The 22,477-nt window shown below is 43.5% G+C and carries 24 protein-coding genes, 1 tRNA gene and 1 other annotated feature; of the genes, 8 read left to right on the forward strand and 17 right to left on the reverse strand.

Features of this window, described 5'->3' with window-relative positions; all coding sequences use genetic code 11:
- Positions 1 to 552 precede the first annotated feature (552 nt).
- The 3 genes from R2103_RS12015 to R2103_RS12025 all read right to left on the reverse strand — a co-directional run bounded on the left by R2103_RS12015 (position 553) and on the right by R2103_RS12025 (position 2,429).
- The gene (locus tag R2103_RS12015; RefSeq protein WP_317531629.1) at positions 553 to 1,095 is read right to left on the reverse strand and encodes an HD domain-containing protein; all 543 of its coding nucleotides are present in this window, start codon (positions 1,093 to 1,095) and stop codon (positions 553 to 555) included.
- 610 nt (positions 1,096 to 1,705) lie between these two features.
- Positions 1,706 to 1,924, reverse strand: a complete 219-nt coding sequence (locus R2103_RS12020) for a SemiSWEET family transporter (protein ID WP_317531630.1) — start codon at positions 1,922 to 1,924, stop codon at positions 1,706 to 1,708.
- Between the two features lie 67 nt (positions 1,925 to 1,991).
- Entirely contained in the window at positions 1,992 to 2,429 is a 438-nt protein-coding gene (locus tag R2103_RS12025) for a type II toxin-antitoxin system RatA family toxin (protein WP_317531631.1), read from the reverse strand.
- A gap of 982 nt (positions 2,430 to 3,411) precedes the next feature.
- Between R2103_RS12025 and R2103_RS12030 the strand changes: the two genes are divergently transcribed.
- Positions 3,412 to 3,891 carry an SRPBCC family protein gene (locus R2103_RS12030; RefSeq protein WP_317531632.1) on the forward strand — a complete coding sequence of 160 codons (480 nt, stop codon included), beginning with the start codon at positions 3,412 to 3,414 and terminating at the stop codon, positions 3,889 to 3,891.
- 52 nt (positions 3,892 to 3,943) lie between these two features.
- Positions 3,944 to 4,399: a PAS domain-containing protein gene (locus R2103_RS12035; RefSeq protein WP_317531633.1), complete on the forward strand. Its 456-nt coding sequence runs from the start codon at positions 3,944 to 3,946 to the stop codon at positions 4,397 to 4,399.
- A 257-nt stretch (positions 4,400 to 4,656) separates the two neighbouring features.
- On the opposite strand, the gene R2103_RS12040 is transcribed toward R2103_RS12035, so the two are convergent.
- Positions 4,657 to 5,885, reverse strand: a protein-coding gene (locus R2103_RS12040) for an IS3 family transposase (protein WP_411172513.1) whose coding sequence is annotated in 2 segments (ribosomal slippage) — positions 4,657 to 5,594 and positions 5,594 to 5,885 — 1,230 coding nt in all. Because the reading frame shifts where the segments join, the coding sequence is not laid out codon by codon here.
- Positions 5,491 to 5,607 (reverse strand) — a sequence feature (AL1L pseudoknot). It overlaps the preceding gene by 117 nt.
- A gap of 154 nt (positions 5,886 to 6,039) precedes the next feature.
- Between R2103_RS12040 and R2103_RS12045 the strand changes: the two genes are divergently transcribed.
- Positions 6,040 to 6,411, forward strand: coding sequence for a hypothetical protein (locus R2103_RS12045; protein ID WP_317531635.1), 372 nt, complete (start codon positions 6,040 to 6,042; stop codon positions 6,409 to 6,411).
- Positions 6,412 to 6,892: 481 nt separating this feature from the next.
- Here the strand turns inward: R2103_RS12045 and R2103_RS12050 are convergent, their stop codons facing one another.
- The 7 genes from R2103_RS12050 to traJ are packed head-to-tail and all read right to left on the reverse strand — an operon-like array spanning position 6,893 to position 15,548.
- A complete protein-coding gene (locus tag R2103_RS12050) occupies positions 6,893 to 8,008 on the reverse strand; it encodes a JAB domain-containing protein (protein WP_317531636.1) in 1,116 nt (371 codons plus the stop codon).
- A 20-nt stretch (positions 8,009 to 8,028) separates the two neighbouring features.
- Positions 8,029 to 10,866, reverse strand: a complete 2,838-nt coding sequence (locus R2103_RS12055; protein ID WP_317531637.1) for a zincin-like metallopeptidase domain-containing protein — start codon at positions 10,864 to 10,866, stop codon at positions 8,029 to 8,031.
- Positions 10,853 to 11,071: a conjugal transfer protein TraD gene (locus R2103_RS12060; protein WP_317531638.1), complete on the reverse strand. Its 219-nt coding sequence runs from the start codon at positions 11,069 to 11,071 to the stop codon at positions 10,853 to 10,855. The genes R2103_RS12055 and R2103_RS12060 overlap by 14 nt, the downstream gene beginning before the upstream one ends.
- A gap of 25 nt (positions 11,072 to 11,096) precedes the next feature.
- Positions 11,097 to 11,636 (reverse strand): conjugative transfer signal peptidase TraF, encoded by a 540-nt coding sequence (gene traF, locus R2103_RS12065; protein WP_317531639.1) that lies wholly within the window; start codon positions 11,634 to 11,636, stop codon positions 11,097 to 11,099.
- A gap of 29 nt (positions 11,637 to 11,665) precedes the next feature.
- Positions 11,666 to 13,501 (reverse strand): type IV secretory system conjugative DNA transfer family protein, encoded by a 1,836-nt coding sequence (locus R2103_RS12070; RefSeq protein ID WP_317531640.1) that lies wholly within the window; start codon positions 13,499 to 13,501, stop codon positions 11,666 to 11,668.
- Positions 13,501 to 15,138 (reverse strand): TraI/MobA(P) family conjugative relaxase, encoded by a 1,638-nt coding sequence (gene traI / locus R2103_RS12075; protein ID WP_317531641.1) that lies wholly within the window; start codon positions 15,136 to 15,138, stop codon positions 13,501 to 13,503. Before traI ends, R2103_RS12070 begins: the two co-directional genes overlap by 1 nt.
- Positions 15,139 to 15,179: 41 nt before the next feature.
- Positions 15,180 to 15,548, reverse strand: a complete 369-nt coding sequence (traJ, locus tag R2103_RS12080) for a conjugal transfer transcriptional regulator TraJ (protein WP_317531642.1) — start codon at positions 15,546 to 15,548, stop codon at positions 15,180 to 15,182.
- A gap of 344 nt (positions 15,549 to 15,892) precedes the next feature.
- Between traJ and R2103_RS12085 the strand changes: the two genes are divergently transcribed.
- The 5 genes from R2103_RS12085 to R2103_RS12105 are packed head-to-tail and all read left to right on the forward strand — an operon-like array spanning position 15,893 to position 18,628.
- Positions 15,893 to 16,216 (forward strand): TraK family protein, encoded by a 324-nt coding sequence (locus tag R2103_RS12085; RefSeq protein ID WP_317531643.1) that lies wholly within the window; start codon positions 15,893 to 15,895, stop codon positions 16,214 to 16,216.
- Positions 16,216 to 16,947: a conjugal transfer protein TraL gene (locus R2103_RS12090; RefSeq protein WP_317531644.1), complete on the forward strand. Its 732-nt coding sequence runs from the start codon at positions 16,216 to 16,218 to the stop codon at positions 16,945 to 16,947. Before R2103_RS12085 ends, R2103_RS12090 begins: the two co-directional genes overlap by 1 nt.
- Positions 16,944 to 17,372: a conjugal transfer protein TraM gene (locus R2103_RS12095; RefSeq protein ID WP_317531645.1), complete on the forward strand. Its 429-nt coding sequence runs from the start codon at positions 16,944 to 16,946 to the stop codon at positions 17,370 to 17,372. The genes R2103_RS12090 and R2103_RS12095 overlap by 4 nt, the downstream gene beginning before the upstream one ends.
- 33 nt (positions 17,373 to 17,405) lie before the next feature.
- Positions 17,406 to 17,735 carry a helix-turn-helix domain-containing protein gene (locus R2103_RS12100; RefSeq protein WP_317531646.1) on the forward strand — a complete coding sequence of 110 codons (330 nt, stop codon included), beginning with the start codon at positions 17,406 to 17,408 and terminating at the stop codon, positions 17,733 to 17,735.
- Positions 17,645 to 18,628, forward strand: coding sequence for a site-specific integrase (locus R2103_RS12105; protein WP_317532093.1), 984 nt, complete (start codon positions 17,645 to 17,647; stop codon positions 18,626 to 18,628). Before R2103_RS12100 ends, R2103_RS12105 begins: the two co-directional genes overlap by 91 nt.
- A gap of 34 nt (positions 18,629 to 18,662) precedes the next feature.
- On the opposite strand, the gene R2103_RS12110 is transcribed toward R2103_RS12105, so the two are convergent.
- The 6 genes from R2103_RS12110 to petA form a co-directional block, all read right to left on the reverse strand.
- A tRNA-Thr gene (locus tag R2103_RS12110) sits at positions 18,663 to 18,738 on the reverse strand.
- A gap of 33 nt (positions 18,739 to 18,771) precedes the next feature.
- The gene (locus R2103_RS12115) at positions 18,772 to 19,194 is read right to left on the reverse strand and encodes a ClpXP protease specificity-enhancing factor (RefSeq protein WP_317531647.1); all 423 of its coding nucleotides are present in this window, start codon (positions 19,192 to 19,194) and stop codon (positions 18,772 to 18,774) included.
- A complete protein-coding gene (locus R2103_RS12120) occupies positions 19,191 to 19,790 on the reverse strand; it encodes a glutathione S-transferase N-terminal domain-containing protein (protein ID WP_317531648.1) in 600 nt (199 codons plus the stop codon). The genes R2103_RS12115 and R2103_RS12120 overlap by 4 nt, the downstream gene beginning before the upstream one ends.
- 48 nt (positions 19,791 to 19,838) lie before the next feature.
- Positions 19,839 to 20,561, reverse strand: coding sequence for a cytochrome c1 (locus R2103_RS12125; protein ID WP_317531649.1), 723 nt, complete (start codon positions 20,559 to 20,561; stop codon positions 19,839 to 19,841).
- A gap of 4 nt (positions 20,562 to 20,565) precedes the next feature.
- Positions 20,566 to 21,813: a cytochrome bc complex cytochrome b subunit gene (locus R2103_RS12130; RefSeq protein ID WP_317531650.1), complete on the reverse strand. Its 1,248-nt coding sequence runs from the start codon at positions 21,811 to 21,813 to the stop codon at positions 20,566 to 20,568.
- A complete protein-coding gene (gene petA / locus R2103_RS12135) occupies positions 21,814 to 22,422 on the reverse strand; it encodes a ubiquinol-cytochrome c reductase iron-sulfur subunit (RefSeq protein WP_132429185.1) in 609 nt (202 codons plus the stop codon).
- Positions 22,423 to 22,477: the final 55 nt, after the last annotated feature.

Below are 22,477 nucleotides of genomic sequence, written 5' to 3' on the forward strand. Positions count from 1 at the left end.
GTGATCTTCCGGGAAAATCCGGCAACCAACAGCCAATCCCCGTCAGAATGATTAACCCGTTTATACAACCGCCCCCTGCCCCACCCAAACTCCAATCGATTATTGTTGATGCAAAGCGGACAGAGGTAGACCCAAAAATCTTGCCCGGGCATCATGCAATCCCCGAAATAAGAATCACCTTCAAGCGGATTTTGGCAATGATCACAAATCTCCGGTGGATCACCGAAATAAAGTGGATCAACATAAGCACGCGTCAGATCGGCGCGCGCAGCACAATACGCTTTGCTAGCGCTGTCTTCCATTATTACTTCCCTTTTCTTGCAGCGCCTGCTTGGCACATGGCTCGCTCGGTTCGATCTGTAATCGACACACATTGTGATCTATCCTGTCCTAACTCCACGCGGCATCGTATCCTTAAATCTGCATTGACAATGGATGCACAGTCCGTGGAACGCTGGTTTTCCTTGGCGAGGCAATATGCGCGGTCATCCGGTTGCGACAGCATCAAGCAAGTACTCGCGGCAGCCATCCAAATAGTAGTTGCCCCTCCCATCATTGTTGCGCCCACTCCTCGAGTCCCTTGAAAAAAAGGCAGTCAAAGACTGCTTCAAGACCGGAATGTGTCCCTCTGAGGCCCGCGACCACTCGCGCCGCCCATTCAAAGTAAGCGCGTTTGCGTTCTGCAGACCAATCGGCGGCGGGAGATGCAAGAATATCGCGCAGATTGCAGATCTTGTCGGCCAGTTTTACAAGCTTGGCTTCAGCCGAAATGTAAGGGGCGTGCCGAACTTGCTCTTCTTTGCGAATCGATTTTTCCAGATTCTTGTCGTCTGTTAATTCCAAAACGATATTCGTAACTTTATCGCCAAATGCAGCCCGGAGCTCATCAGCCGTGGTATCGGTATCCTCGATGGTGTCATGAAGGAGCGCAGCGCAGATTACATCCCGATCGTGGATTCCACCTTCGGCTGCTAGAACAGTAGCCAACGCCAAAGGGTGATTGATATACGGCGATGCCTCCGCGTCTTTACGGCGCTGGTTTTTATGTTTTTCTGCTGCAAACTGAGCTGCTTTCAAAATTCGTGCTGCACTCATGAGTCCACCTTTCATCAATCGTCTATGAATCACCCAAGTTTTGCGGAGACTGATAAGTCAGAGTCCGGCTGCATCGGTTTTCCCCTTTAATTGATGGAATATTTCCATATCGGTTCTAGTAACTTGCGATTGTTGAACCAATCCACCCATTCAAGCGTGGCGAACTCCACTTCTTCGATAGTGCGTCATGGCTGCGATGCCGTATGACCACCTTTTGATCCAAAAGAAATCATAGTGGCTTGAGGAAAAACTCCTGCGATTTTTTATCTTCTCTTATTAAAAATTCCGCAATTTATTGATCGTATAATTAATCTTACGAGTACTGATAAACGCAGCAAATCGCACGCGCAAGTAATTAATCGATTTTTTAAATATGATAGTTGCTTTTACTTTTATTAAAATGAGTGCCAATACTCAATTTTCAATAATCGACTAGGACATGATCATAATGTGATCTTGCTCTGCAAAATCGCATTACTTAGCCGAGATCACGCTATACGTTAGGGAGATGAAGAAATGAGAGTAGAAAAAGGAAAGGAGGAAATATCGTGCATATTGGAATACAAATCGGAAGCGGTACGATCTGCTCAGGGAAGGTAATCATGCAAAGTCAGCGATTGTTGCGGAATACTATAATTTTCTGAATTTTTAAACCAAGCACCATGCTGGACAATAAAAGCGTTATCAGATTAGCCAATATAACGGGCACACTACCGATCAGATAACCATAAAAAAGCCAAAACCCGACGCCGATAGTGAACATGGCGTACATCGGCAGCGATACACCCGATAGATTGCGCGTTTTCCAAGAATGATAAGCCTTTGGCACAAAAGCAGCAATTTAACCAATAATGGGTCGACATCCCTTCAAACATGTTTGATGAGTCTTTTAAAATTCAGCGTTTTTCATAAATCACTTTAGCTCGTTCAATAAAAGATTCTACAGAGCTATTGGCGATTTTATGAAATACTGGCCCGACTAGCTTCTCAAGAATTTTGTGGGAAAAAGTAAAATTCAATCGGAATTTAATCAGGCAAGTGTTTTCCGATATCGGAATAAACTGCCAATGTCCATCCAAATGCTTAAACGGACCATCCAACAGGCTCATCTCGATCAATTCAGGCGGAAAACGTTTGTTTTTAGTAGTAAAGCTGTGTTTGATATGATGATAATTAATCTTGACGGTCGCATGCGTTGTAACCTCGTCTTGCGGTTCGGATGAGGCTCCTCCACACCATGGAAGAAATTTTGGGTATTCCTCAACATTATCGACTAATTCGAACATTTGATTTGCTGAGTATTCAACCAAAGCCGATCTTTCTATTTCTGCCATAAAAGTAAATTACTCCGTATTAATGGAATGATACTGAAACAATTAAAACACATTAAAAATTACTGTTTCCCACCACTCATATTGCTGTTTGAATATAGTGAAAAAATAATAAAACTTTTCAGGATTATTATATGAGTGAAAATTGGTAGACCAGATTTTACTGATGGATCATATTCGAGAGAGAGAAACTCAAAGCAATTCGCGATGACCGTATACAGTTAAAGAAGCTTATCTCTTTATCCATACAAACAGCGAATTTTATCTGATCAGATTTCATATCAGTGCGCCTAAAAATGCTTCAACCTCATTATTTATAAGTGATCAAGTTGGTCATTATATCAAGGCGTACTTTCACGGCCTAACCAAAAAGAAAGTATGGCACAGCTGATGGCGCTGTATGCTCTATTAAAATCCGTAAATGATGCGACAAAACAATCAGACCCTTATTTTTGGCCAGAAAACGGCAGTATGCTTTCCAGCAAATACTGTAGGTTGGCAGTGGCCGATGAGTAATCCTCAAGAAGCTCTAAAAAAGGTAGTGAGCGACACCAGGTAAGTAGAAATGAATCGGGAAATCGTAATTTACAAATGATAAATAAATGTTATAGCTTGATTCAATGCAGTATTGCCGTGTACAGCAGTTTCTCAGTGCTTTCGTAGAGAAAATATATTACTGGCGATTTTTCGCATTATTAATCGTAAGAATTGAATGCACTCATCGCCTAATTTGCAGTCCATAAAGGTGAATTAATAGCATAAGATATTTTGAGGAACTTGGGTTTACCGGAGCCACAGGAGCATTGTCTTCACCGTGAACTGGGTTATCTAGTGTGCTTGAGCAATCGGATGAAGTGGGTTGGTTACTATCAGAAAGTAATATAAGATGCTCCGCGTTAACGGCTAAAGGGCTGGTAAGAACACAATAAATATGTAAGGAATCGAAACTTCTTGGTTTAGCAAAAACTACGCAGGAGATACAGTAATGCTTGGGTTGTTTAAAGATAGTCCTGTCATTGGTAAGGGCAGTACAATTATAAAAAGTACCACCGATAAGGTTTTCAACTTTATTGGGAATGATTTACTTAAAAATTATCCCCGATGGTCACCGGAAGTCAAGGAGTTAGAAAAACTTACCGATGGTCCCATCAAATTGGGTACTACTTGCCGTCAAGTACGTATTGATCAAGGTAATCGTTCCGAGTCGACATTCAAAGTTAAAATATTCAATGAAGGTTCACGTATCTGTTTTGAGGGAGTTTCTAATCCCTATCGTTGCGATTATTTGATCGAGCCAGTTGGTTCAACGGATAGCCGCATTACTTTCACTTTCGAATTGTTGAGCTTAGATTTACATGTCAGGCCTTTTGAGAAACTGGTCCGCATAGCAGTGCAGGATGGCTCTGAACGAACAGTAAGAAATATTAAGAAAATCATAGAAGAAGATCAAGCAAGCTCACAATAATATGTTGTAAAAAAGTTTTTAAGCGAATAGTAAGTTAACCTGGAGAGAAAATATGGATTTTATCGTTGAAAAAGACCCTGGATTAATTCCACAAGTATTGTCTAAAATCCTTGACTCATGCGTCAATGGCGTAACATTGGCTGATCCTGATCAAGAAGACTTACCCTTGGTATATGTTAACAAAGCGTTTGAATCAATAACTGGTTACACGTTAGCGGAGACAGTAGGTAAGAATTGCCGTTTTCTACAAGGAAATGAACATGATCAAGCAGGTGTTAAGCAATTGCGCGAAGCGATAAAAAATAAACAGCCTGTCGAAGTCGTACTGCGGAATTATCGTAAGAATGGTGAGCTGTTCTATAATCATTTATTGGTATCGCCTTTATTTGACTCACACGGCAACTTACTTTATTTCCTCGGAGTTCAGTTCGATATCACACCTCAAATCCGTGCCGAGGAAGAAATTAAATCTTTAAAAGAACAGATAGCTGCACTGAGAAAACCTTGATTTCATTCAATCCTGTTGACTCCGATCAGAAATTAAACAAGTAACTCAGGTATCTTGCTACACTACAGTTGAATCTACAGTTGCTTTTTTAGAAGCTCACATACTCGTATAGATCTTTTGTTCCGGTGAGACTACCTTGGTATCGCACTGTTAAGTTTGCCTGCCTCCGCCATCTTCACCCAGTTGCGTAGCGTTTGCTCAACCAACCCCGGTTTCTTTGGGATGAATCGCCCCGGGTTCTGTGGAGGCTGTTTGGTTTAAGTAACACTGGCAGAATCCGAGTTGTCTAACTGCCGGTAGTATTGTGCCTCAGCTTCTTCCGGCGGTATATAGCCGATAGATCCCAGCAAGCGCTGGTGATTGAACCAGAATACCCAGTTTAACGTCGCCAATTCAACAGATTCCCTGTTTTTCCAAGGCCCTCGTTTGTGAATCAATTCAGCCTTGTACAGCCCATTAATCGTTTCGGCCAGTGCGTTGTCGTAACTATCGCCACGGCTTCCTACTGACGGTTCTATTCCAGCCTCGGCAAGCCGCTCCGTATAACGGATAGAAACATACTGGGAACCCCTGTCGCTGTGATGAGTCAAGGCACCTAGCTCCGGTTGCCGAGCGTATAAAGCCTGCTCCAGTGCATCCAGTACGAAGTCCGTGTGCATGCTGGAACTGACGCGCCAACCCACGATGTACCGGGCAAACACGTCGATGACGAACGCGACATATAGCCAACCTTGCCAGGTGGAAACATAAGTAAAATCCGACACCCACAACTGGTTTGGGCGATCCGCCTTGAATTGCCGGTTCACGCGATCCAGTGGGCATGGCAGCCTCTTGTCAGGAACCGTCGTGCGGACAATCTTGCCGCGCCGCACACCTTCCAGCCCCAACCGTTTCATCAGCCGTTCTACTGTGCAGCGAGCTACCAGCATCCCTTCGCGCTTGAGTTGCCGCCATACCTTGTCGGCACCATAAACCTGCAGGTTGACCTGCCAGACTCGTTGTATCTGCGGCATCAGCTCATCATCGCGAATAGTTCGGGCACAGCGCAATGCCGGATTACGCAGCTCGACAGCGTGACGTCGATATCCTGACGGGGCAACCTGCAATACCTTGCAGATCGGCTCGACCCCGTGGGTGTCGCGATGCCGATCGATGAATGACCTCAGGATTTGAGTTTGCGGTCGAGCTCCGCCTGGGCGAAAAAAGCACTGGCCAGTTTCAGAATTTCATTGGCGCGACGTAATTCCTTGACCTCACGTTCCAGTGCTTTGATATGCTGACGCTCTACACTGGTGACGCCATCTCGCAGGCCTGTGTCGATCTCGTGCTTCTTTACCCAATCATGCAATGTCGGCGATGTGCAGCCAATCTTCGGCGCTATCGATTCTATCGTTGCCCACAGCGAAGAATACTCACTGCGATGCTCTTGCACCAGACGAACTGCTCGTTCTTTGACTTCGGGGGAAAATTTATTTGATTTGTTCATGACTCCATTCTCTCAAGATTTGGAGCCTCCTCAAAACCCGGGGCGATTCAGGAAGGCACAATATCGATGCCTTAAAAATGAGTATCGATGCTTATTTCTCTTACACTCAGAATCAATTAGCATTTTGAATCAGAATAAGCATAAGGAGAGTTTTGTGAAAACTAAAATATTTGTGTTGTTTTTCTTAATGACTACTGCGATGTTTGCTCACGCAAATATTGGTAATACAACAACCCAGCAGCATTGTACTTCGATCGGTACCGAGTCCGCACCGCTACCTCCCAATCAAGACAGCACTTGGGCAAACGGTGGATTAAACCGTTCTCACGATAGACAAATCTATGGTGTAGACATCGTTGCTTACAAAATTAAATGGTCTTCAGGCTGGAGCGATTGGTTTGTCAAAGGTGTGAATGATCTTTATGCTTTCTCAACACCGAACTCAGCTTCACCCAGTGATCAAGATGCACGATTAGCATGGATATATTTCTATGATCACAATTTTATAGCGATTTACTGTCAATAGCTGTTACTAAACAACCCTTTTTAGTTTACGCAGTAACAATGTAGTTAGTGAGAAAAATGCAGCATTAAGTGTATCGTTGCATGATGTTTTTGGTAGATAGCAAAGTTAAGCTTTTTTTTCATTTTTTTAGGCTCTAGACTAGCGGACATGATCTGTTAATCTAGGGCCATCTTTGTAAGATGGCCCTGAAATAGTGAGATATTTTTTGCCTTCTTCTCTCATTCTCATTTTCAGAAGGGTAGAGATATCCAAAAATAATTAAGCTCTACGAAAACCCATGCTCTAGCTTTGCAAAGCAATTTTTCCAATCATTTTTATGTGCTACGGTTGCGCCTTGTCAGTATTTGCAAGAAAAAACCTTGGAGCCATCTAGTAATTCCTCGGCGCTTTCTTGCATCAAGAATATCACTGCTGAGTTTCTTCAGGACTTGTTCAACAAGAAATGATCTTACAGACATAATAAATACCAAATTGAAAACTGTCAGCGTTTATGACTTTTGCATTTGCCCGATCCGTCCTCTTCCTTCACAAATGTTCTAGGCTTCCTAAAAATGGCACTTATTTCACCGGGCATTGACGCAAACACTCCTTCTTCTCGCAATGACCGATAATCAGCCCCCTCTACAGTTAACACATCTTTTAGTATGCCAACTTCACAAGCTTTGGATAATACCGGGTGCCTGTAATCATTGGCATTCGTGATAGCAAATACCGTATTGACACCTGAATTGCGGGCAAAATTTTGCAGTCGCGCCAGCAGCAAATTTTGAGAGCGATCCAGTACCGATAAGGGTAACTCACTTAACGATAATACATATCCTGTTGCACTGATGCCTATCAAGTTAAAAAACTGATCCCGTCTCTTTAAAGTATGGCCTATCTTTGCAAGATCCTCCGGTGAAGTTATTTTCTCCAAGAGCAGCTCATGACTTTTATAGTGGTTATTCTGATAACCACCCGCCAAGTCCCGCATCCAATTCATAAAATCGACATGACCATCTTTATCAATGACACTGTATTGACTGGTATTGATAATGACATGGCCTTTGAAACCCGGAACAGTTGATGCAATTATTTCTGTAAGCCTGATATCCTGATTCGATGGCGTAGCATTACCCGATGGATGGTTATGCAATAACCAGTACCCATCTGCTTTAACATGTCGTCTAGTCTTTTCTACCAAAACACCCAGATCATGTTTGTCATGCCCAATTTTTTCCAGATAGACTGCGCCCGGTAATCTGGAACTCACAGCCGTATGATGAACGATGCGATTCATACGGGTATAGAAGATTCGCAGCGTTTCATAACGCGGATCACGCAGTATTTGCGCCATTATTGCCAGATCATGGCCTGACTTAATAGGCTGATTTAGGAAAGTGGTTTCTCCTTTTTCTCGGAAGTCTTTTGGGAAATCGCAACCCAGTAAGGTGCCACCTGCCCATCGAGCATGAGCTTCGAGCAATTCTGTATAGGCACCTCGCCCTGCTTCCCTTTGTTTTTCGGTAGTACCGGGACGAGTCTCAATGTTTTCATAAAGATCACCTTCATCAGAATGGAATGAATTTCCTGGAGTCTTTAACCTATTATCGCGCATCTTGTAGTCTCCTTAAAAGATTACCTGGCCAATGCCCGTTTTTGCTTGATTTCCTGCTGCTTAGGTTCAATAGGGACTTGTAACTTCAATAAGCTGTCCTGTTTAGCCTGCTGAGAAACTTTCTCAAAAACCGATCCGACCTGACGTTTTACCGCCTCAATACCCAGCGCGCTTTTATTGGCCAGATCATTAAAATCATTTAATTTCTTTGAGTCCTGCTCACCCGGTGCAAAAACCGGAAATACCGCAGCCCCATTGACCAATACCGCTGCTTCAAGCGCTTTTTCCTTGCCGGGGTTTTTGCTAAGGGTCGATTCCAGATGATGATCATCGTCGCCTGCGATAATGATTGGCTTATGTGGATACTTTTCATGCAAATCCTTAGATACTTTGGGTAGGTTACCTGAATCAAATGCGGCGATGACAGGATAATCCAGCGCCTGGGATAGCGTGTCTGCGGTGGCATAGCCTTCAGCAATAACAATGGCAGGTGCAGCATCCAGTGCTGTAAGTCCCTGACTCTCGCCACCAACGACATGAAAGTTATTCTCCTTTCTGCTACCCGCTGCAAAAAGCTTTGCACCACTGGGTTGTATCGTTTGTACACCCCAGATTTGTCCATGAACATCTTGTGCGGCCAGCAACAAATCACCGGCACTCAGTACAATGCTATTTGGATTTTCTTCTCGCAATACTTTGACTTCCTGCCAGTTCTGACCAATTTTGATGATTGAGTCATTGGGTAAATCATCAGCATTCTGCGGCACAATTCTCAGATCGCCTGGCCGGGCGTGCTTGTCTTTCAGATAAGGATGTTCGGAATCGGCAGCAGGTGCGATAGTCAGCAATTGTTGAATTGCATCAGCAACTTTAATTTGCTGCGCATGTTGTTCGGCTTTTCTGTTCTGCTGCTTGATAGCAGCTTGGGCGAATAGCTCGGCTTTTTGCTCATCCGTAAGAGAGTACCCCCTGGCCTTCCAGCGAATTTCAATACCGGTTCGATTATTCTTGAAATATCCGGCAGGATGACCATCCAGATGCGCCACATAAAACCCTGATTTCTCGACCGACTTGTCGCCTTCGACTTTAATTCTGTGTTTACTGCCATCCATCACTGGATGATTGCCATCAACCAAACAACCTTGAGCGCGCAGCAAGTCAGCAAATTCCACGTGAGGATCAGTAGCTAGTTCCTGTTGGCTGGAAACATTCTCCGGTAACCAACGTTGTAATGTTTGAATATCTGCTTCTGGCCCTACATACCAGGAACGGGCCTTTTTGTCCCAACGAGCGCCAGCAGCCTTTGCTAAGTCCTTATCACGATAAGGAACGATCAAATATTGACGAGCATTGTCATCGTTTTGCTCGGCCTTGGTTCCTAATATCGATACTTCAGTGCTAATTGGATCATTTCGGATGCGGTTTTCATGGATGTTAGCAAGCTTAACGGCCTTTTCATGTTCATTTTGTTCTGCGGCGGCGTCGATGAGTGCAAGCAGATCAGTCAAATCCTGCGCTTCTTGTTTGGATTCACAGTCTTTCACCCATTGGAAAGTCTGATCATCACGCTGCATAGTCACACCCCAAAATTGTGGCTCCATGTTTATTAAATCAGCGGATACTATAGACTCAATACCATTTTCATTGGTTTGAATCGTATTACCCTGAATCTGTAACTGTCCATTCCAGTCAGCCGGAATTCTAAAACCCAATTTGTCTTCCGCAACTTCTTCAAACTCCAAGTTATCAATACCGCCGCCCCTCGTAAATTTGAGTGCATCAGCAACCAGAATGATGGCATCCTGATCCTTTTTTGACATATCCTGTGTCAGATCATTAAATCGTTTGATATTGTGGGATGAGATGGTGGCCAGATCATGTGAGAGATTCAGTAAATAAGCTGCGGTGTTTTGCTTGATTTGATCCATCTTGATTGCCTCCTGTGCATAAACTTTCTGTGCAATTTCATGTTGTTGTGACAATGCCAGTACAAAATCCTGGATTTTTTCTGCATCAGCGGCGGCACGGAATATCTCTGTCGGATCCTCCTGCAGCGCTTTGATCCATGAACTCACATAAGCCACATGCTGCCCTGGATCATGACCAATCCCCAGCTCACCACTGAGCAGCATGCTGGCTATCTCAGCGCGTAATTCTTCGCGGCCGTAACCTTCGCTTCCAAATGGATGCGATAGATCACGATTTAAGCGCAATTCATGGCCTGTCCAGTGCCCCAGCTCATGCAATGCAGTTGCGTAGTAGCGATCGGGGGTCGGAAACTGGTGCTTATGGGGTAAGTGGATACTGTCTGTGGATGGTCGGTAAAATGCGCGGTCTGCCTCACCATGACGAATCACGGCATTGGATGCCTGTAATATGTGTTCAGCCCGCTCCAGTGGATCCCAGTCGGGGGCTTTAATGTCAAGTTCTGGCAGATTATCCATTTGTTCCGCATTAAATACGGAGGCATAAAACACTCGGGGGCGCTCTAGTCTGACTTGTTCTTTAATTAGATTGCCTTCACTATTTAAAACAGGATTTCCGTTATCATCTTTTTTGATGTGCTCCTCAGTAAATTTCCAGTATTGCACGAGCGTGCTTTTTTCACCTTTACGCACCTGCGCACCCAGGCTTATCGCTTGCTTGTAGGTTAGCCAACGCGGATCCGTATATGCACGACTCATCAGGTTTAGGCTATTGATGCCCCGGTAGCGCTTACCCGTAGTTGGGTTGATAGGTAATGCGGCTAGCAGATCACCTGGTTTCCACGGTTTTTGCCAGGGTGCAGCGCCTTTTTTGAGTTGCTCAATCAAATTCTCGGCGACTTGTTCATGAAAAGCCTTTTTAGCCTCTTTCATCGTTAACCTCCGCTACATGATCAATTGTGCTATCCAGCGCATCCTGTTCACTCAAGGCATCTTCCGTGAATGCGCCCAGCCTTTCAGCCTCTAAAGGATCAAATTCAGCCTGAAAGCCCGGTATTTCTGCATCGAGTAGCTTGTCCGTTATGACTTCTTGTATGTCAGGATTGTTTGTTTCAGCATCAATCAGTGGTCTATGCATGGCTTTGACTCCTATTAATTTTTGATTAATGACTCCAGGTAAAAATCGGACGAAAAACTTGCTTAATCTGATCACGCGTAATCAGTCCGAAATAGCGCGCGTCAAAGGATTGCGGGTTCAAATCGGATAGCAGCAGGTACTCAGAATCATTGAGCACAGCTTTAAGCCTGTATTGCGGCAATGGTTGACCCTCAGCATCTGCTATTAGTTGAGTGCTGTTGGGTAAGTGTTTGCCATTCACAAAGATGCCAGCCTGATCGATGGAAACCGTATCTCCGGATTGTGCAAACACACGTTTGAGCAACAAACCATAGCCACCAGGGCAATCCCCTCGGTTGATGTAGGATCGATCCATAGCCATATCAAAAACCACATCCTGTGGTGGGCAAAAAGCGACATAAGCGCCGCTGACAATCGGTTCATCAACCATTTTGTAAAAACCTACTGGCAAACTGGGTGTGGTATTGATATAAATCCCGCTGATTCGTGCACCAATACTTAGTACAAATACGCTAACGCTTAGGGTCAGAATCAAAACACCCAGGATTTTGATGGGTTTTTTCATGAAATTGACTCAGTAGAGTTCGAGGTATCTCAAAGTCCGGTTAATTTGTCGCTGAAGCTCGGGGGATTCACTTGTGCCCGTGCCGTAAAGGTTTCATCCTGGAAATACAATGGCTGCGTGCCATAGATGGCAGGGAAACCAGCCACATAAATAATCATGTCGCCAGGCTTTGTGATCTTGCCTTCAGCATCTTTCATCGGGCCTGGCAGTCGCATACACTCATCCGGCGTTAATAACGCGCGCTGCGTCTCCTGTAGGGTACGGGTGACATGTCCATGCATCATTGATGAGCGGCGGCCGCTGGTGGTAATCTGTTCTTTGATGACCGTGGTTTGCCCGGTCAGTTTGGATAAATGCTCCGCTGTTTCAATCCGGTTGGGTGCAAATGCGGTCTGGATGTGACAGTTGGAAGTAATCGCTTCATCATGCCCGTAGCCGGTCTCGCGACTTTTGAGTTGATTTAAGTCTTGGCAAATCAGATAGGCTTTCATGCCATAGCCTGCGATAAACGCGAGAGATTCCTGAAAGATCTCAAGTTTTCCTAAGCTTGGGAATTCATCCAGCATTAATAGCAGTTTGTGTTTGTAATGCGCGCTGGGTTGACCGTCTTTGAACGTGATTCTATCGGCTAACTTTCTGATGATCATATTGATCAGAATGCGGATTAAAGGGCGCAACCGCGATTTATCATTGGGGTGTGACACAATGTATAAGCTGACGGGATGCTCATGGTGCATGAGGTCACGGATTGTAAAATCCGATGTGCTGATATTGTTGGCCACGATCGGATCTCGATACAGGGACAAATACGATTTGGCTGTCGACAACACGGAGCCGGCTTCTTCTTCAGGGCGATCCAGCATATCGCGCGCACTGGCTGCAATCACTGGATGACTCTTGCCATCCAGATAATCTTGCATGGCCATTTCCATCCACAATTCCCTGATGTCGCGATCAGGATCGGATAGCATTGCATCGACAGTCGATAATGTGGCAGGGGTTCCTTCTCGCTGCGATTTGTACAAAACATGCAAAATGACACCTACCAGCAATGCCTGGCTGGTTTTCTGCCAGTGGGTTTGTAATCCCTTGCCATCCGGATCAACAATTAAGGTAGTCAGGTTTTGAACATCGGCGACTTCGGTGCCGCTGCCAATTTGGATTTCATCCAGCGGATTCCAGTGCGCGCTGCTGGTTGATGCCGGGTCAAAGCGCAGCACCTTGTTTTCGGCGTGAAGCTTTCTCCAACCGGCGGTCAATGCCCATAACTCACCTTTAAGATCAGTAATGACCGCGCTCTGAGTCCAGGAAAGCAAAGTGGGTATGACCAGACTCACACCTTTGCCTGAGCGGGTTGGGGCATAGCACAATACATGTTCCGGGCCGCGGTGTTTCAGATAGTGGGTTTTGCCGGAATTATCCCGCCAGCCGCCGACATAAACCGCATCGCTTTTGTGATTCTTGCCTGTTGCCAGTAGTCCTGCGGCTACAATGTCCTGCTTATCCGCCCATCTGGCTGAGCCATGCAATCCCTGATTGGTCCGGGATGAATTGGCCAATACCATTTTAATGACCAGCACCAGAATCAAACCGATGCTGGAAAATAAAATACCAAAACCTGCCGCCAGATCGAAGATGCCCGAATACTCGCCATACCATTTATTCGCCCACACCAGAATTGCCCAGGGTTCATAAATATGAAAAAGGTGTGTACCTAATTGCGGTTGATAATTGAATTGTTGCGCAAAATACTGAGTGGCGACTTGGAATCCGCCAACAAGGCAGACAATGGATAATGAGCGGACGATAATCTTGTCTTTTTTGATATTTCTGCTGTCTTTAGAACTCAGATTGATGTTATTCATCAGAAGCTCCTTCGGGTGGTGATGGAGGTGGTGGGTCGTTTTTGACCTGCCGATTGCACTTTATTGACCCTGTGCTGTTTCATTAACTGCTGACGGTATTGTTCAAGCGGCTTATCGTCAAAAGTGATGCGCATTTGATTTTGTGCGGTCACTTCAGCGATCTCAAGACGAAACGATTCAGTTCCATTGATCGCCAGGTGGCTGCCGTACTTCTTCATGGCCACTTGTAAAATATCCACTAATGCATCTTGTGTTGTATCCGGCAGCACGACTAATCGCTTGCCGTCATCACGGATGGTGGTTGATCCTGCTTTATAAGTGACTGTGCCGATCTTGGTGATCGATTCAACAGAGCTGTCTTTAATAAAGCCATCTTTGAAGTAGCCATTAGGTTTATCATGGCTTTGCTTGGCCGATACCTGATTGCCCTTAAATTGACCGGATCTTCTGGATCGCAACACGGCCAATGCTTCAGCATTGCCATTTCTGGCCTCAAATGTGAGCCAATCCAGCCACCCCATTCTGGAATGATGGGCCTTAGAGTGCTGATAGGATTTTTGATAATCACTTTTAATGACTTCGATAGTCGTTTTGAATTGCTGATGTGCGGTTGCATACAGCGCTTTTTTGGCCAATCTCCCAGCTTTGATGCTTTTAATGATGTTTCGCTTGAGTTTGGCTTCCCGTTTGGCGCGGTCAATGAGTTGATCTCTGCTTTGGCGCAACATAACCCACTGGCTTGAATTCTGTCTGGCGCTATTTGCTTGCTCTTGCTGGTATCGCGCATAAAGCTTTGAAGTATCGATTCGATTCTGCAGTGGTTTTGGCTGGTATTGTTTGGCGTTTTGTTGTGACGATTGTCCAAAATTATCACTAGGTACAAATGCACCCAGTCTTTGAGTTAAATTCCCTTTGGATAAAGAGCGATCAACTGAACTGGCCTTAACAGCCACGCCATTATTGGCAACCAACACAAACCCGTTGCCACGCTCCTTGATTTCAAGGCCATGCCTAACTAGAACCTGATGCAAGTCATGCCAGTTGTCCGCGCCTTTGATTTCAGTAAGTGCCTCACGCTTGATCCAACCCAGCAAGCTCTCTACACCTGTTCTGGTTTCGATTTCTTGCGCTACTCTGGAGGCTTTATCATTCACGGTTTCATGATTAACTATTGTTAAACCATATTCCTGTTCGATTTGTTCACAAAGCTTCGCTACTTTCTTGTAATCATAATAAAGATTGTGGATTGTTAAGTTTCTAGAATGTATCTTATTGATTGCGATATGCATGTGAAGGCTATTGGTATCATCATGCACGACACTGATCCGTTGATGATCTGTAAAACCCAAGACATCACAAAATTGTTCTTCAATGGCATTAAGACTCTCAAGGGATAAACGCTCTCCTTCCGGGAAGCTCAACACCAAATGGCAGGTTTTGTCTGATTTGGCGCGCTTATTCATTTCCTGTGTGTTTTGTATCTCTATCAATGCAGCTATCTGATCATCTGAATAACAGTTTGATACCTTGATCTGGCTGACACGTTCACTCTTGTCCTGAGGATCGGTCAGATACTGTATCAGTGCAGAGTAGTTGCTTTTGCGCACTGATTTGATGGGTATGATTTTAGCGATCATCGTATTTAAGCTGCTTAAGTCAAAAAGGACTATTCCGAAAGTTATTTTTTAAGCTTCATAATGACATCCAGCATCGCGCTTTGCGTATTCCGGATACTGTCCAAGGTTAAGTGCAACTGCGACTTGCCAATTAATTTTGTGCGCCTGTCGTTGGTGAGCCAAAACTTGATTAATCCACCCAGCCTGCCAAGATCCGCATTGATTCTTAACAAAGCATCCACTTTCCGGTTATCTATAACACTGGGCACTTGATAACCTAGGCCCAGATTGCGCAGGTACTCGGCAACGGTTAATCCGGCATCCGTAGCTTTGCTCTTTATTTCAGCGTCTTCGATTGGCAAAACAGGAACCCTGAGCTTTTTGTCTCTTCTCTCTTTTTTAATTGTCTTGAGGTTCTTTTTGTCAATCATTTCAGTTTTCCTCGAAGAGCAAGATCAACGTTGAGCACAGAGTGCGAATAAGTTGGGGTGGAGATGGCCATCTCCACATATCTTGCCCGGCTGTGTGAGATTCAAGAAATATACTAACACTATAATCGATGTTTGCAAATAGTTTATTTTCGTTATATCATAATTACAAACAGTATTAAAATACTTGAAAAAAGCTTTATTCAACTAAATAACAGTCACTTGGAAGCAAAAAAAAGGATAAGCAATTAATTGATACTGAAAGCAACAAAAATAAACAGAAAGGAAAGCAAAAAAACAAAAAGCTGTTTGGACGCCAAGATAACTATTTTTTTGGAAATTGTGTGATGAATAAATCCTTATCAGATCGAATCGCACTTTATGCGGATAAAAACAAAAGTACCGGTAAGCAATTTTTACCAGCGTTCATCGCATTGAAACCTGATATTGAGCAAGCACTCAAGGATGGCTGGACGATTCGACAGATCTGGAACATTTTGCACCAGGAAGAAAAAATCAAATGTTCTTATCAATGGTTCAGGACTTTGGTCAATCGACATATTGGTGAGGACAGAAAGCAACATCTACGCATTGATCAAGGAAATTCAGCCGGGAATGGTCATGAAGGATTTCGTTTTAATTCTGCAACTGAAAAAGAGGAGTTGATCTGATGGCTAAAATACATATGATTCTGCAAGGGAAGGGCGGAGTAGGCAAGTCGTTCATATCATCCACGCTAGCACAACATAAGTTTGCTAAAGGCGGCAATCCAATATGCATTGATACAGATCCGGTTAATGCCACTTTTTATGGATTTAAAAAACTCAATGTTAAGCAGATTAATGTGATGAACAATGATGAGATTGATCCGAGAAAGTTTGATGATTTAATTGAACTTATCGCCAATGCTGAAAATGACGTCATTATTGACAATGGTGCCAGCACCTTTGTGCCGATGTCGCATTATCTCATCAGCAATCAGATACCCGCCTTGCTTTTAGATATGGGGCATGAGTTGGTTGTGCATACCGTCATCACCGGCAGCCAGGCTCTATTGGATACATTGAATGGTTTTGTACATCTGATTAAACAGTTTCCGAAAGAAGCACTGTTTGTTGTCTGGTTAAATCCTTACTGGGGAGAAATCACCATGAATGGCAAGCAGTTTGAGGAAATGAAAGCGTATATGGATAACAAAGGGCGAGTATCCGCCATCATCCGAATTCCACATTACAAGCCTGAGACTTTCGGCAAAGATTTGAGCGAAATCCTGCAATCAAAATTTACCTTCGATGAAGCGCTGAAGAATAGTGCTTTGCCGATGATGGTACGTCAACGATTAACGATTATCCGCAGGCAGCTCTTCACCAACATTGAAAATGTGGCTGCGGTTTTAACATGAATGCCGACAAATTAGATGCGATCATTGAAAGAATAGCGTCAGAACACGGCATTGTTCTGTCACAGGATGATCCGGTGTTGATGATGCACACCTTGAATGAAGTATTGCTGGAACAAAATGAAAAAGCTCATGCTGAACTGCTAAGCAATTACCAGGCGATATTAGAAGAAAACTTTAATCGATGGTGTGAGTATTCTACCAAAAAATCCAATGCCATTATCAGTGCATCCATGGGTAATGCACGATTAACACGAGACCAATTTCTGGAAAGCTGTATTCAGCTGATTAATGAAAAAATAAAAAGTAGAGAGGGTCAGGAGATTTATGAGCTGACCAGAATTTCCAGGCAGGCGGCCATTATTAATTTACTGGCATCAACCTTACTCTTAATTTCGGTTTTAATCATATTTTTGATTTTGCTATAGCCAATCTTTTTTAACAATGCAATGAGATGGCGCATGAGAACATTAAATTTAAATGAAGCTGCCCAATTCTTGAAGTTGCACCCTGAAGAAGTGCGCCGTCGCGCTAAAGCAGGAATTATTCCGGGGGCAAAATTAGGGAAACGGTGGGCATTTATTGAAGATGATCTTGCTGATCACATTCGCTCGTTATATGCTTGCACTCGGCAAGCGTTGCAAGTGGGACATGAGGAGAAACAATTATGTCACTCTGTAAACGTGGTAAGACGTGGTGGATTAGTTTCACCACACCAAGCGGCGAGCGAGTTAGATGCTCTGCTGCAACTGAAGATAAAACCCAGGCGCAAGAATTCCACGATAAGCTGAAAGCGGAATCCTGGCGGGTTGCAAGACTGGGGGATAAGCCAAAGCGCACTTGGGATGAAGCGGCTTATAAATGGCTGATGGAGACGCAACATAAGGCTTCACATAAGCAGGACATGAAGCAGGTTGCATGGTTTCAACAGTTTTTTAGGGGCCAATTACTTTCTGAATTAACTCGGGAAGTAATTGCTGAAGTGGGCGAGATAAAATGCAAAGAAACTTCACCTTCAACAGCTAATCGTTATTTGGCTACAATTCGAGCCATTCTACGAAGAGCCGCTTTAGATTGGGAATGGATTGAGAAAGCACCCTTTATCCGGCTATATAAGGAACCCAAACGGCGGATTCGTTGGATAGCTCCTGAGCAAGTACAAATATTACTAAATGAATTACCTGAGCATTTGGTTGATTTGGTAAAGTTTTCACTTTCAACAGGATTGCGCAAACGCAATGTTACTGATTTGGAATGGTCGCAGGTTGATTTGCAGAGAAATGTTGCATGGATTCATGCAGATCAAGCCAAAGCACGAAAAAGCATTCATATTTCACTGAATGCAACGGCTATGGGAGTTCTGAGAAAGCAGGTTGGCAAACATTCGTTAAGAGTGTTTACTTACCAAGGAAAACCAATTATTCAGGTCAATACCAGGGCATGGCGAAAGGCATTAAGAAGAGCAGGCATAGAAGACTTTCGTTGGCATGATTTGCGCCATACTTGGGCCAGCTGGTTAACTCAAAAAGGTGTACCGTTAAATGTAATTCAAGAAATGGGAGCTTGGGAGTCAACTGAGATGGTGAAACGTTATGCTCATTTGGCGCCCGAACAATTCAGAAAACATGCAATGGTTGTAGATGAAATTCTGAATGACACAATTTTGACACAAGTGAAAAATTAGAAGATCACAAAATCAATCTAACTCATTGATTTTATGGTGCCGACACCAAGAATCGAACTCGGGACCTTCTGATTACAAATCAGCTGCTCTACCATCTGAGCTATGCCGGCAAATTGACAAGTACAAATTAAATTTAAAGAAACTTACTTGATGATGCGAAGTTTTGGTTTACCAGAAGTTTTGGGTTGCGCAACCAGTGAATTTTGAACTGAATCACTTGATTTTTCAATGGCAATTTCATTTTTAATCTCTTCGTCTTCCGATGGGAATGCTATGCCTTGATTGACTTCCTTTGCAAAAATTCCTTTAACTGCATCGATTGGAATATTAAGCTTTCTTGCTACCCCATTAAACCGGGCATCAAAACTAATTGATTCATTATTTATGATCAGTGCATGAACTGCATTTGCACTAATATTAAAAACTATTTCGCCATTTTTTATGTATTGCATAGGAACATCCAGCTCTGGATAAGCTTTTACCGATACAAAAGGGGTAAAGCCACTATCATTGCACCATTCATATATGGAACGAATCAAATATGGTTTCGTTGAATTATCACTCATTTCCGCATTACTTTCTCTGACGCCGATAATGCATCTATGAATAATGGACGACTGAACAATCTTTCTGAATATTTCAATAATGGTGCTGCTTGCTTAGGAAGACGAATTCCATAATGCTCCAGACGCCAAAGCAATGGTGCAATGGCGACATCAAGCATTGAAAATTCATCCCCTAGCATGAATTTTTGCTTATCAAAAATTGGCGATATCATCGCAAGATTATCAGCAATAACTGTCCGAGCTTTGTCAATGACCTTCTGATCTGTGCCATCAAATGCATCGATATGACAAAATAATTCCTGCTCAAAACGAAACAGCAACAACCGTGCTCGTGCACGCATTACTGGATCTGCAGGCATTAGCTGCGGATGTGGAAAGCGATCGTCAATATATTCATTAATGATATTTGACTCATACAACACTAGATCGCGTTCCACAAGTACCGGAGCTTTGCCATAGGGACTCATCACCGCTATATCTTCTGATTTATTATTTGGATCAACATCTATTACTTGAAAATCCATATCTTTCTCGTGCAATACAATCCTGCAGCGATGACTATATGGGCAAGTAATTGTTGAATATAGCGTCATCATAACTTCTAATCTTTGACTAAGTTACCTGTATATCCAGCAAATTTGATATTAATGAATATCTTTCCAATATTCTTTTTTGAGCGCATACGATAAAACTAGCATGCCTAACAAAAAGATCATCACTTCAATCCCTAATTGTTTTCTCGCATTAGCATGCGGTTCGCCCAGATAAACCAAATAATTAACTAAATCACCAACGAATTTATCATATTCGGTTGCACTCAATTGTCCCGCTTTTTCGAGTGCCAGGCTTTTTTGCTCGCCTTTATCTGACGTTTTAACCACCAGTCTTTGCTCACCTTGCAGCTGATACAAAACGTGTGGCATCGCAACACGATCAAAAACCAGATTGTTCCAGCCTGTATGAGTCGCATCATCACGATAGAATGCACGCAGGTACGTGTACAACCAATCGGCACCGCGTGCACGAGCTATGACCGACAAATCTGGCGGCACTACACCAAACCACTCTTCACCTTCTTTTTTCCGCATAGCTGATTGCATCAGATCGCCAACTTTCTGACCTGTGAAAACCAGCTTACTAAGAATTTCTTCGTTTGTATAACCAATATCCCGATGCCGGTTATAACGCATATAACTCGCGCCATGACAGGTCAAACAGTAGTTCACAAAGCTTTCCGCTCCACGTTGCAAGGAAGCATTGTCAGTTGTATCAATCGGAGCTCTATCCAATGGCATACCGGATTCACCAGCAAGAACGCCAAACGGAGCCATGCATAAGATTAATAAAGCAATCGTTATTTTCTTCATTTTTCTACTCTTTTAGTCTTTTTGGTTCAGGCTTTGTTTTATCTATCTTGCTATACCATGGCATCAAAACAAAGAATGCAAAATAAATGACTGTAAAGATTTGTGCCAGCAACGTGTATAAAGGTGTTGGAGATTTTGTTCCCAGCCAGCCCAGTACAAAAAAGCTAATCACAAAAAGTGTCAATGCTATTTTGAAATAAGGGCCTTTATAACGTATCGATTTGACCGGACTTCTATCCAGCCATGGCAAGAAACAAAAAACCACTACAGAGCCTGCCATCAAAATAACACCCCAAAGCTTAGCATCAATACCCAGAAAGTTGACTGTTACAGCCCGTAACATCGAGTAGTAAGGAGTGAAGTACCAGACCGGTGCAATATGATCCGGTGTTTGCAAAGTATTTGCTGGGATAAAATTGTTATATTCCAGGAAGTACCCGCCCATTTCCGGAGCAAAGAAGATAATTCCGCAAAATACAATCAGAAATACTACGACACCAACGATATCCTTAACAGAATAATAAGGATGGAATGGAATGCCATCCACGGGAATACCCGTTTCAGGATTTTTGTTCTCTTTAATCTCTATGCCATCAGGATTATTAGATCCCGTCTCATGTAACGCTAAAATATGCACAAAAACCAAAACCAGCAATACTAAGGGTAATGTCACAACATGATAGGCAAAGAAGCGGTTCAGGGCAGCATCGGAGAGTGTAAAATCTCCCAACAACCATTGTTGCAATGTTTCCCCGATACTCGGAATTGCTCCAAACATACTAACAATTACTTGCGCTCCCCAATAAGACATTTGCCCCCATGGAAGAATATATCCGGTGAAGGCCAAGCTCATCAGCACAAAAAATATAACCATCCCGATCAACCAGAGTAGCTCTCTCGGCTTACGGTATGATCCATACATCATTCCACGGAACATATGAAGGTAGACCACGACGAAAAACATCGATGCGCCCGTCGAATGCATGTAACGGATTAACCAGCCATAATCCACATCACGCATGATATATTCAACCGATGCAAAAGCTTGACTGGCATCCGGTTTGTAATTCATGGTAAGAAAAATTCCCGTCAGCAACTGATTGACAAGAACCAATAAAGCTAATGAACCAAAGAAGTACCAGAAATTAAAATTCTTCGGTGCATAATATTCGGACAAGTGTGCTTTCCAGTTTGACGACAACGGAAAACGTTTATCGACCCAGGCAAGCATTGAATTAAATATATTACTCATTTACGCAGATCCCTCGCTTTCAGATCCAATCAAAAGCCGACTATCGCTCAAATATACATGAGGAGGAACAACCATATTAGTTGGAGCCGGCACACTTTTATACACGCGCCCTGCCAAATCAAATTTTGAACCGTGACATGGACAGAAAAAACCACCCAACCAATCGGGACCCAGATCTGCAGGCGCCACATCCTTCCTGAATACAGGCGAGCAACCTAAGTGCGTACAAACACCCTCAGCAACCAAGATCTCAGGTTTTATTGAACGTGTACGATTTTTTGCATAATCCGGTTGCTGTTTCTTATCCGAATTCGGGTCAGCAAGCTGACCTTCAACTTTAACCAGACTTTCCAACATATCTGGCGTACGATTTAAAATCCAAACGACTTTTCCGCGCCATTCAACCATTAACAGCATTCCAGGTTCAAGCTTGGATATGTCAACTTCTACAGGGGCTCCAGCTGCTTTCGCCCGTTCGCTAGGCATCATGCTCAATAAAAAAGGCGTTGCAATCGCAGCGCCAGCAATTCCACCTGCTACTGAGGTTGCAGCCACAAGGAACTTTCTCCTGCCGCTCATCTCTTCATTAATGCTGAAACTATCCGCCATGTTCAATCATTCCATCAGTAATAATATTGTAAGATTATCAATACAACAAAGGAAA

This window comes from Nitrosomonas sp. Is24, from assembly GCF_033063335.1.
In the GTDB taxonomy this organism is placed as follows: domain Bacteria; phylum Pseudomonadota; class Gammaproteobacteria; order Burkholderiales; family Nitrosomonadaceae; genus Nitrosomonas.

Coding starts and splice junctions, on each gene's coding strand:
- R2103_RS12015 (WP_317531629.1), bottom strand. CDS start 1,095: ATGAGTGCAGCACGAATTTTGAAAGCAGCTCAGTTTGCAGCAGAAAAA.
- R2103_RS12025 (WP_317531631.1), bottom strand. CDS start 2,429: ATGGCAGAAATAGAAAGATCGGCTTTGGTTGAATACTCAGCAAATCAA.
- R2103_RS12030 (WP_317531632.1), top strand. CDS start 3,412: ATGCTTGGGTTGTTTAAAGATAGTCCTGTCATTGGTAAGGGCAGTACA.
- R2103_RS12035 (WP_317531633.1), top strand. CDS start 3,944: ATGGATTTTATCGTTGAAAAAGACCCTGGATTAATTCCACAAGTATTG.
- R2103_RS12050 (WP_317531636.1), bottom strand. CDS start 8,008: ATGCGCGATAATAGGTTAAAGACTCCAGGAAATTCATTCCATTCTGAT.
- R2103_RS12055 (WP_317531637.1), bottom strand. CDS start 10,866: ATGAAAGAGGCTAAAAAGGCTTTTCATGAACAAGTCGCCGAGAATTTG.
- R2103_RS12060 (WP_317531638.1), bottom strand. CDS start 11,071: ATGCATAGACCACTGATTGATGCTGAAACAAACAATCCTGACATACAA.
- traF (WP_317531639.1), bottom strand. CDS start 11,636: ATGAAAAAACCCATCAAAATCCTGGGTGTTTTGATTCTGACCCTAAGC.
- R2103_RS12070 (WP_317531640.1), bottom strand. CDS start 13,501: ATGAATAACATCAATCTGAGTTCTAAAGACAGCAGAAATATCAAAAAA.
- traI (WP_317531641.1), bottom strand. CDS start 15,138: ATGATCGCTAAAATCATACCCATCAAATCAGTGCGCAAAAGCAACTAC.
- traJ (WP_317531642.1), bottom strand. CDS start 15,548: ATGATTGACAAAAAGAACCTCAAGACAATTAAAAAAGAGAGAAGAGAC.
- R2103_RS12085 (WP_317531643.1), top strand. CDS start 15,893: ATGAATAAATCCTTATCAGATCGAATCGCACTTTATGCGGATAAAAAC.
- R2103_RS12090 (WP_317531644.1), top strand. CDS start 16,216: ATGGCTAAAATACATATGATTCTGCAAGGGAAGGGCGGAGTAGGCAAG.
- R2103_RS12095 (WP_317531645.1), top strand. CDS start 16,944: ATGAATGCCGACAAATTAGATGCGATCATTGAAAGAATAGCGTCAGAA.
- R2103_RS12100 (WP_317531646.1), top strand. CDS start 17,406: ATGAGAACATTAAATTTAAATGAAGCTGCCCAATTCTTGAAGTTGCAC.
- R2103_RS12115 (WP_317531647.1), bottom strand. CDS start 19,194: ATGAGTGATAATTCAACGAAACCATATTTGATTCGTTCCATATATGAA.
- R2103_RS12120 (WP_317531648.1), bottom strand. CDS start 19,790: ATGATGACGCTATATTCAACAATTACTTGCCCATATAGTCATCGCTGC.
- R2103_RS12125 (WP_317531649.1), bottom strand. CDS start 20,561: ATGAAGAAAATAACGATTGCTTTATTAATCTTATGCATGGCTCCGTTT.
- R2103_RS12130 (WP_317531650.1), bottom strand. CDS start 21,813: ATGAGTAATATATTTAATTCAATGCTTGCCTGGGTCGATAAACGTTTT.
- petA (WP_132429185.1), bottom strand. CDS start 22,422: ATGGCGGATAGTTTCAGCATTAATGAAGAGATGAGCGGCAGGAGAAAG.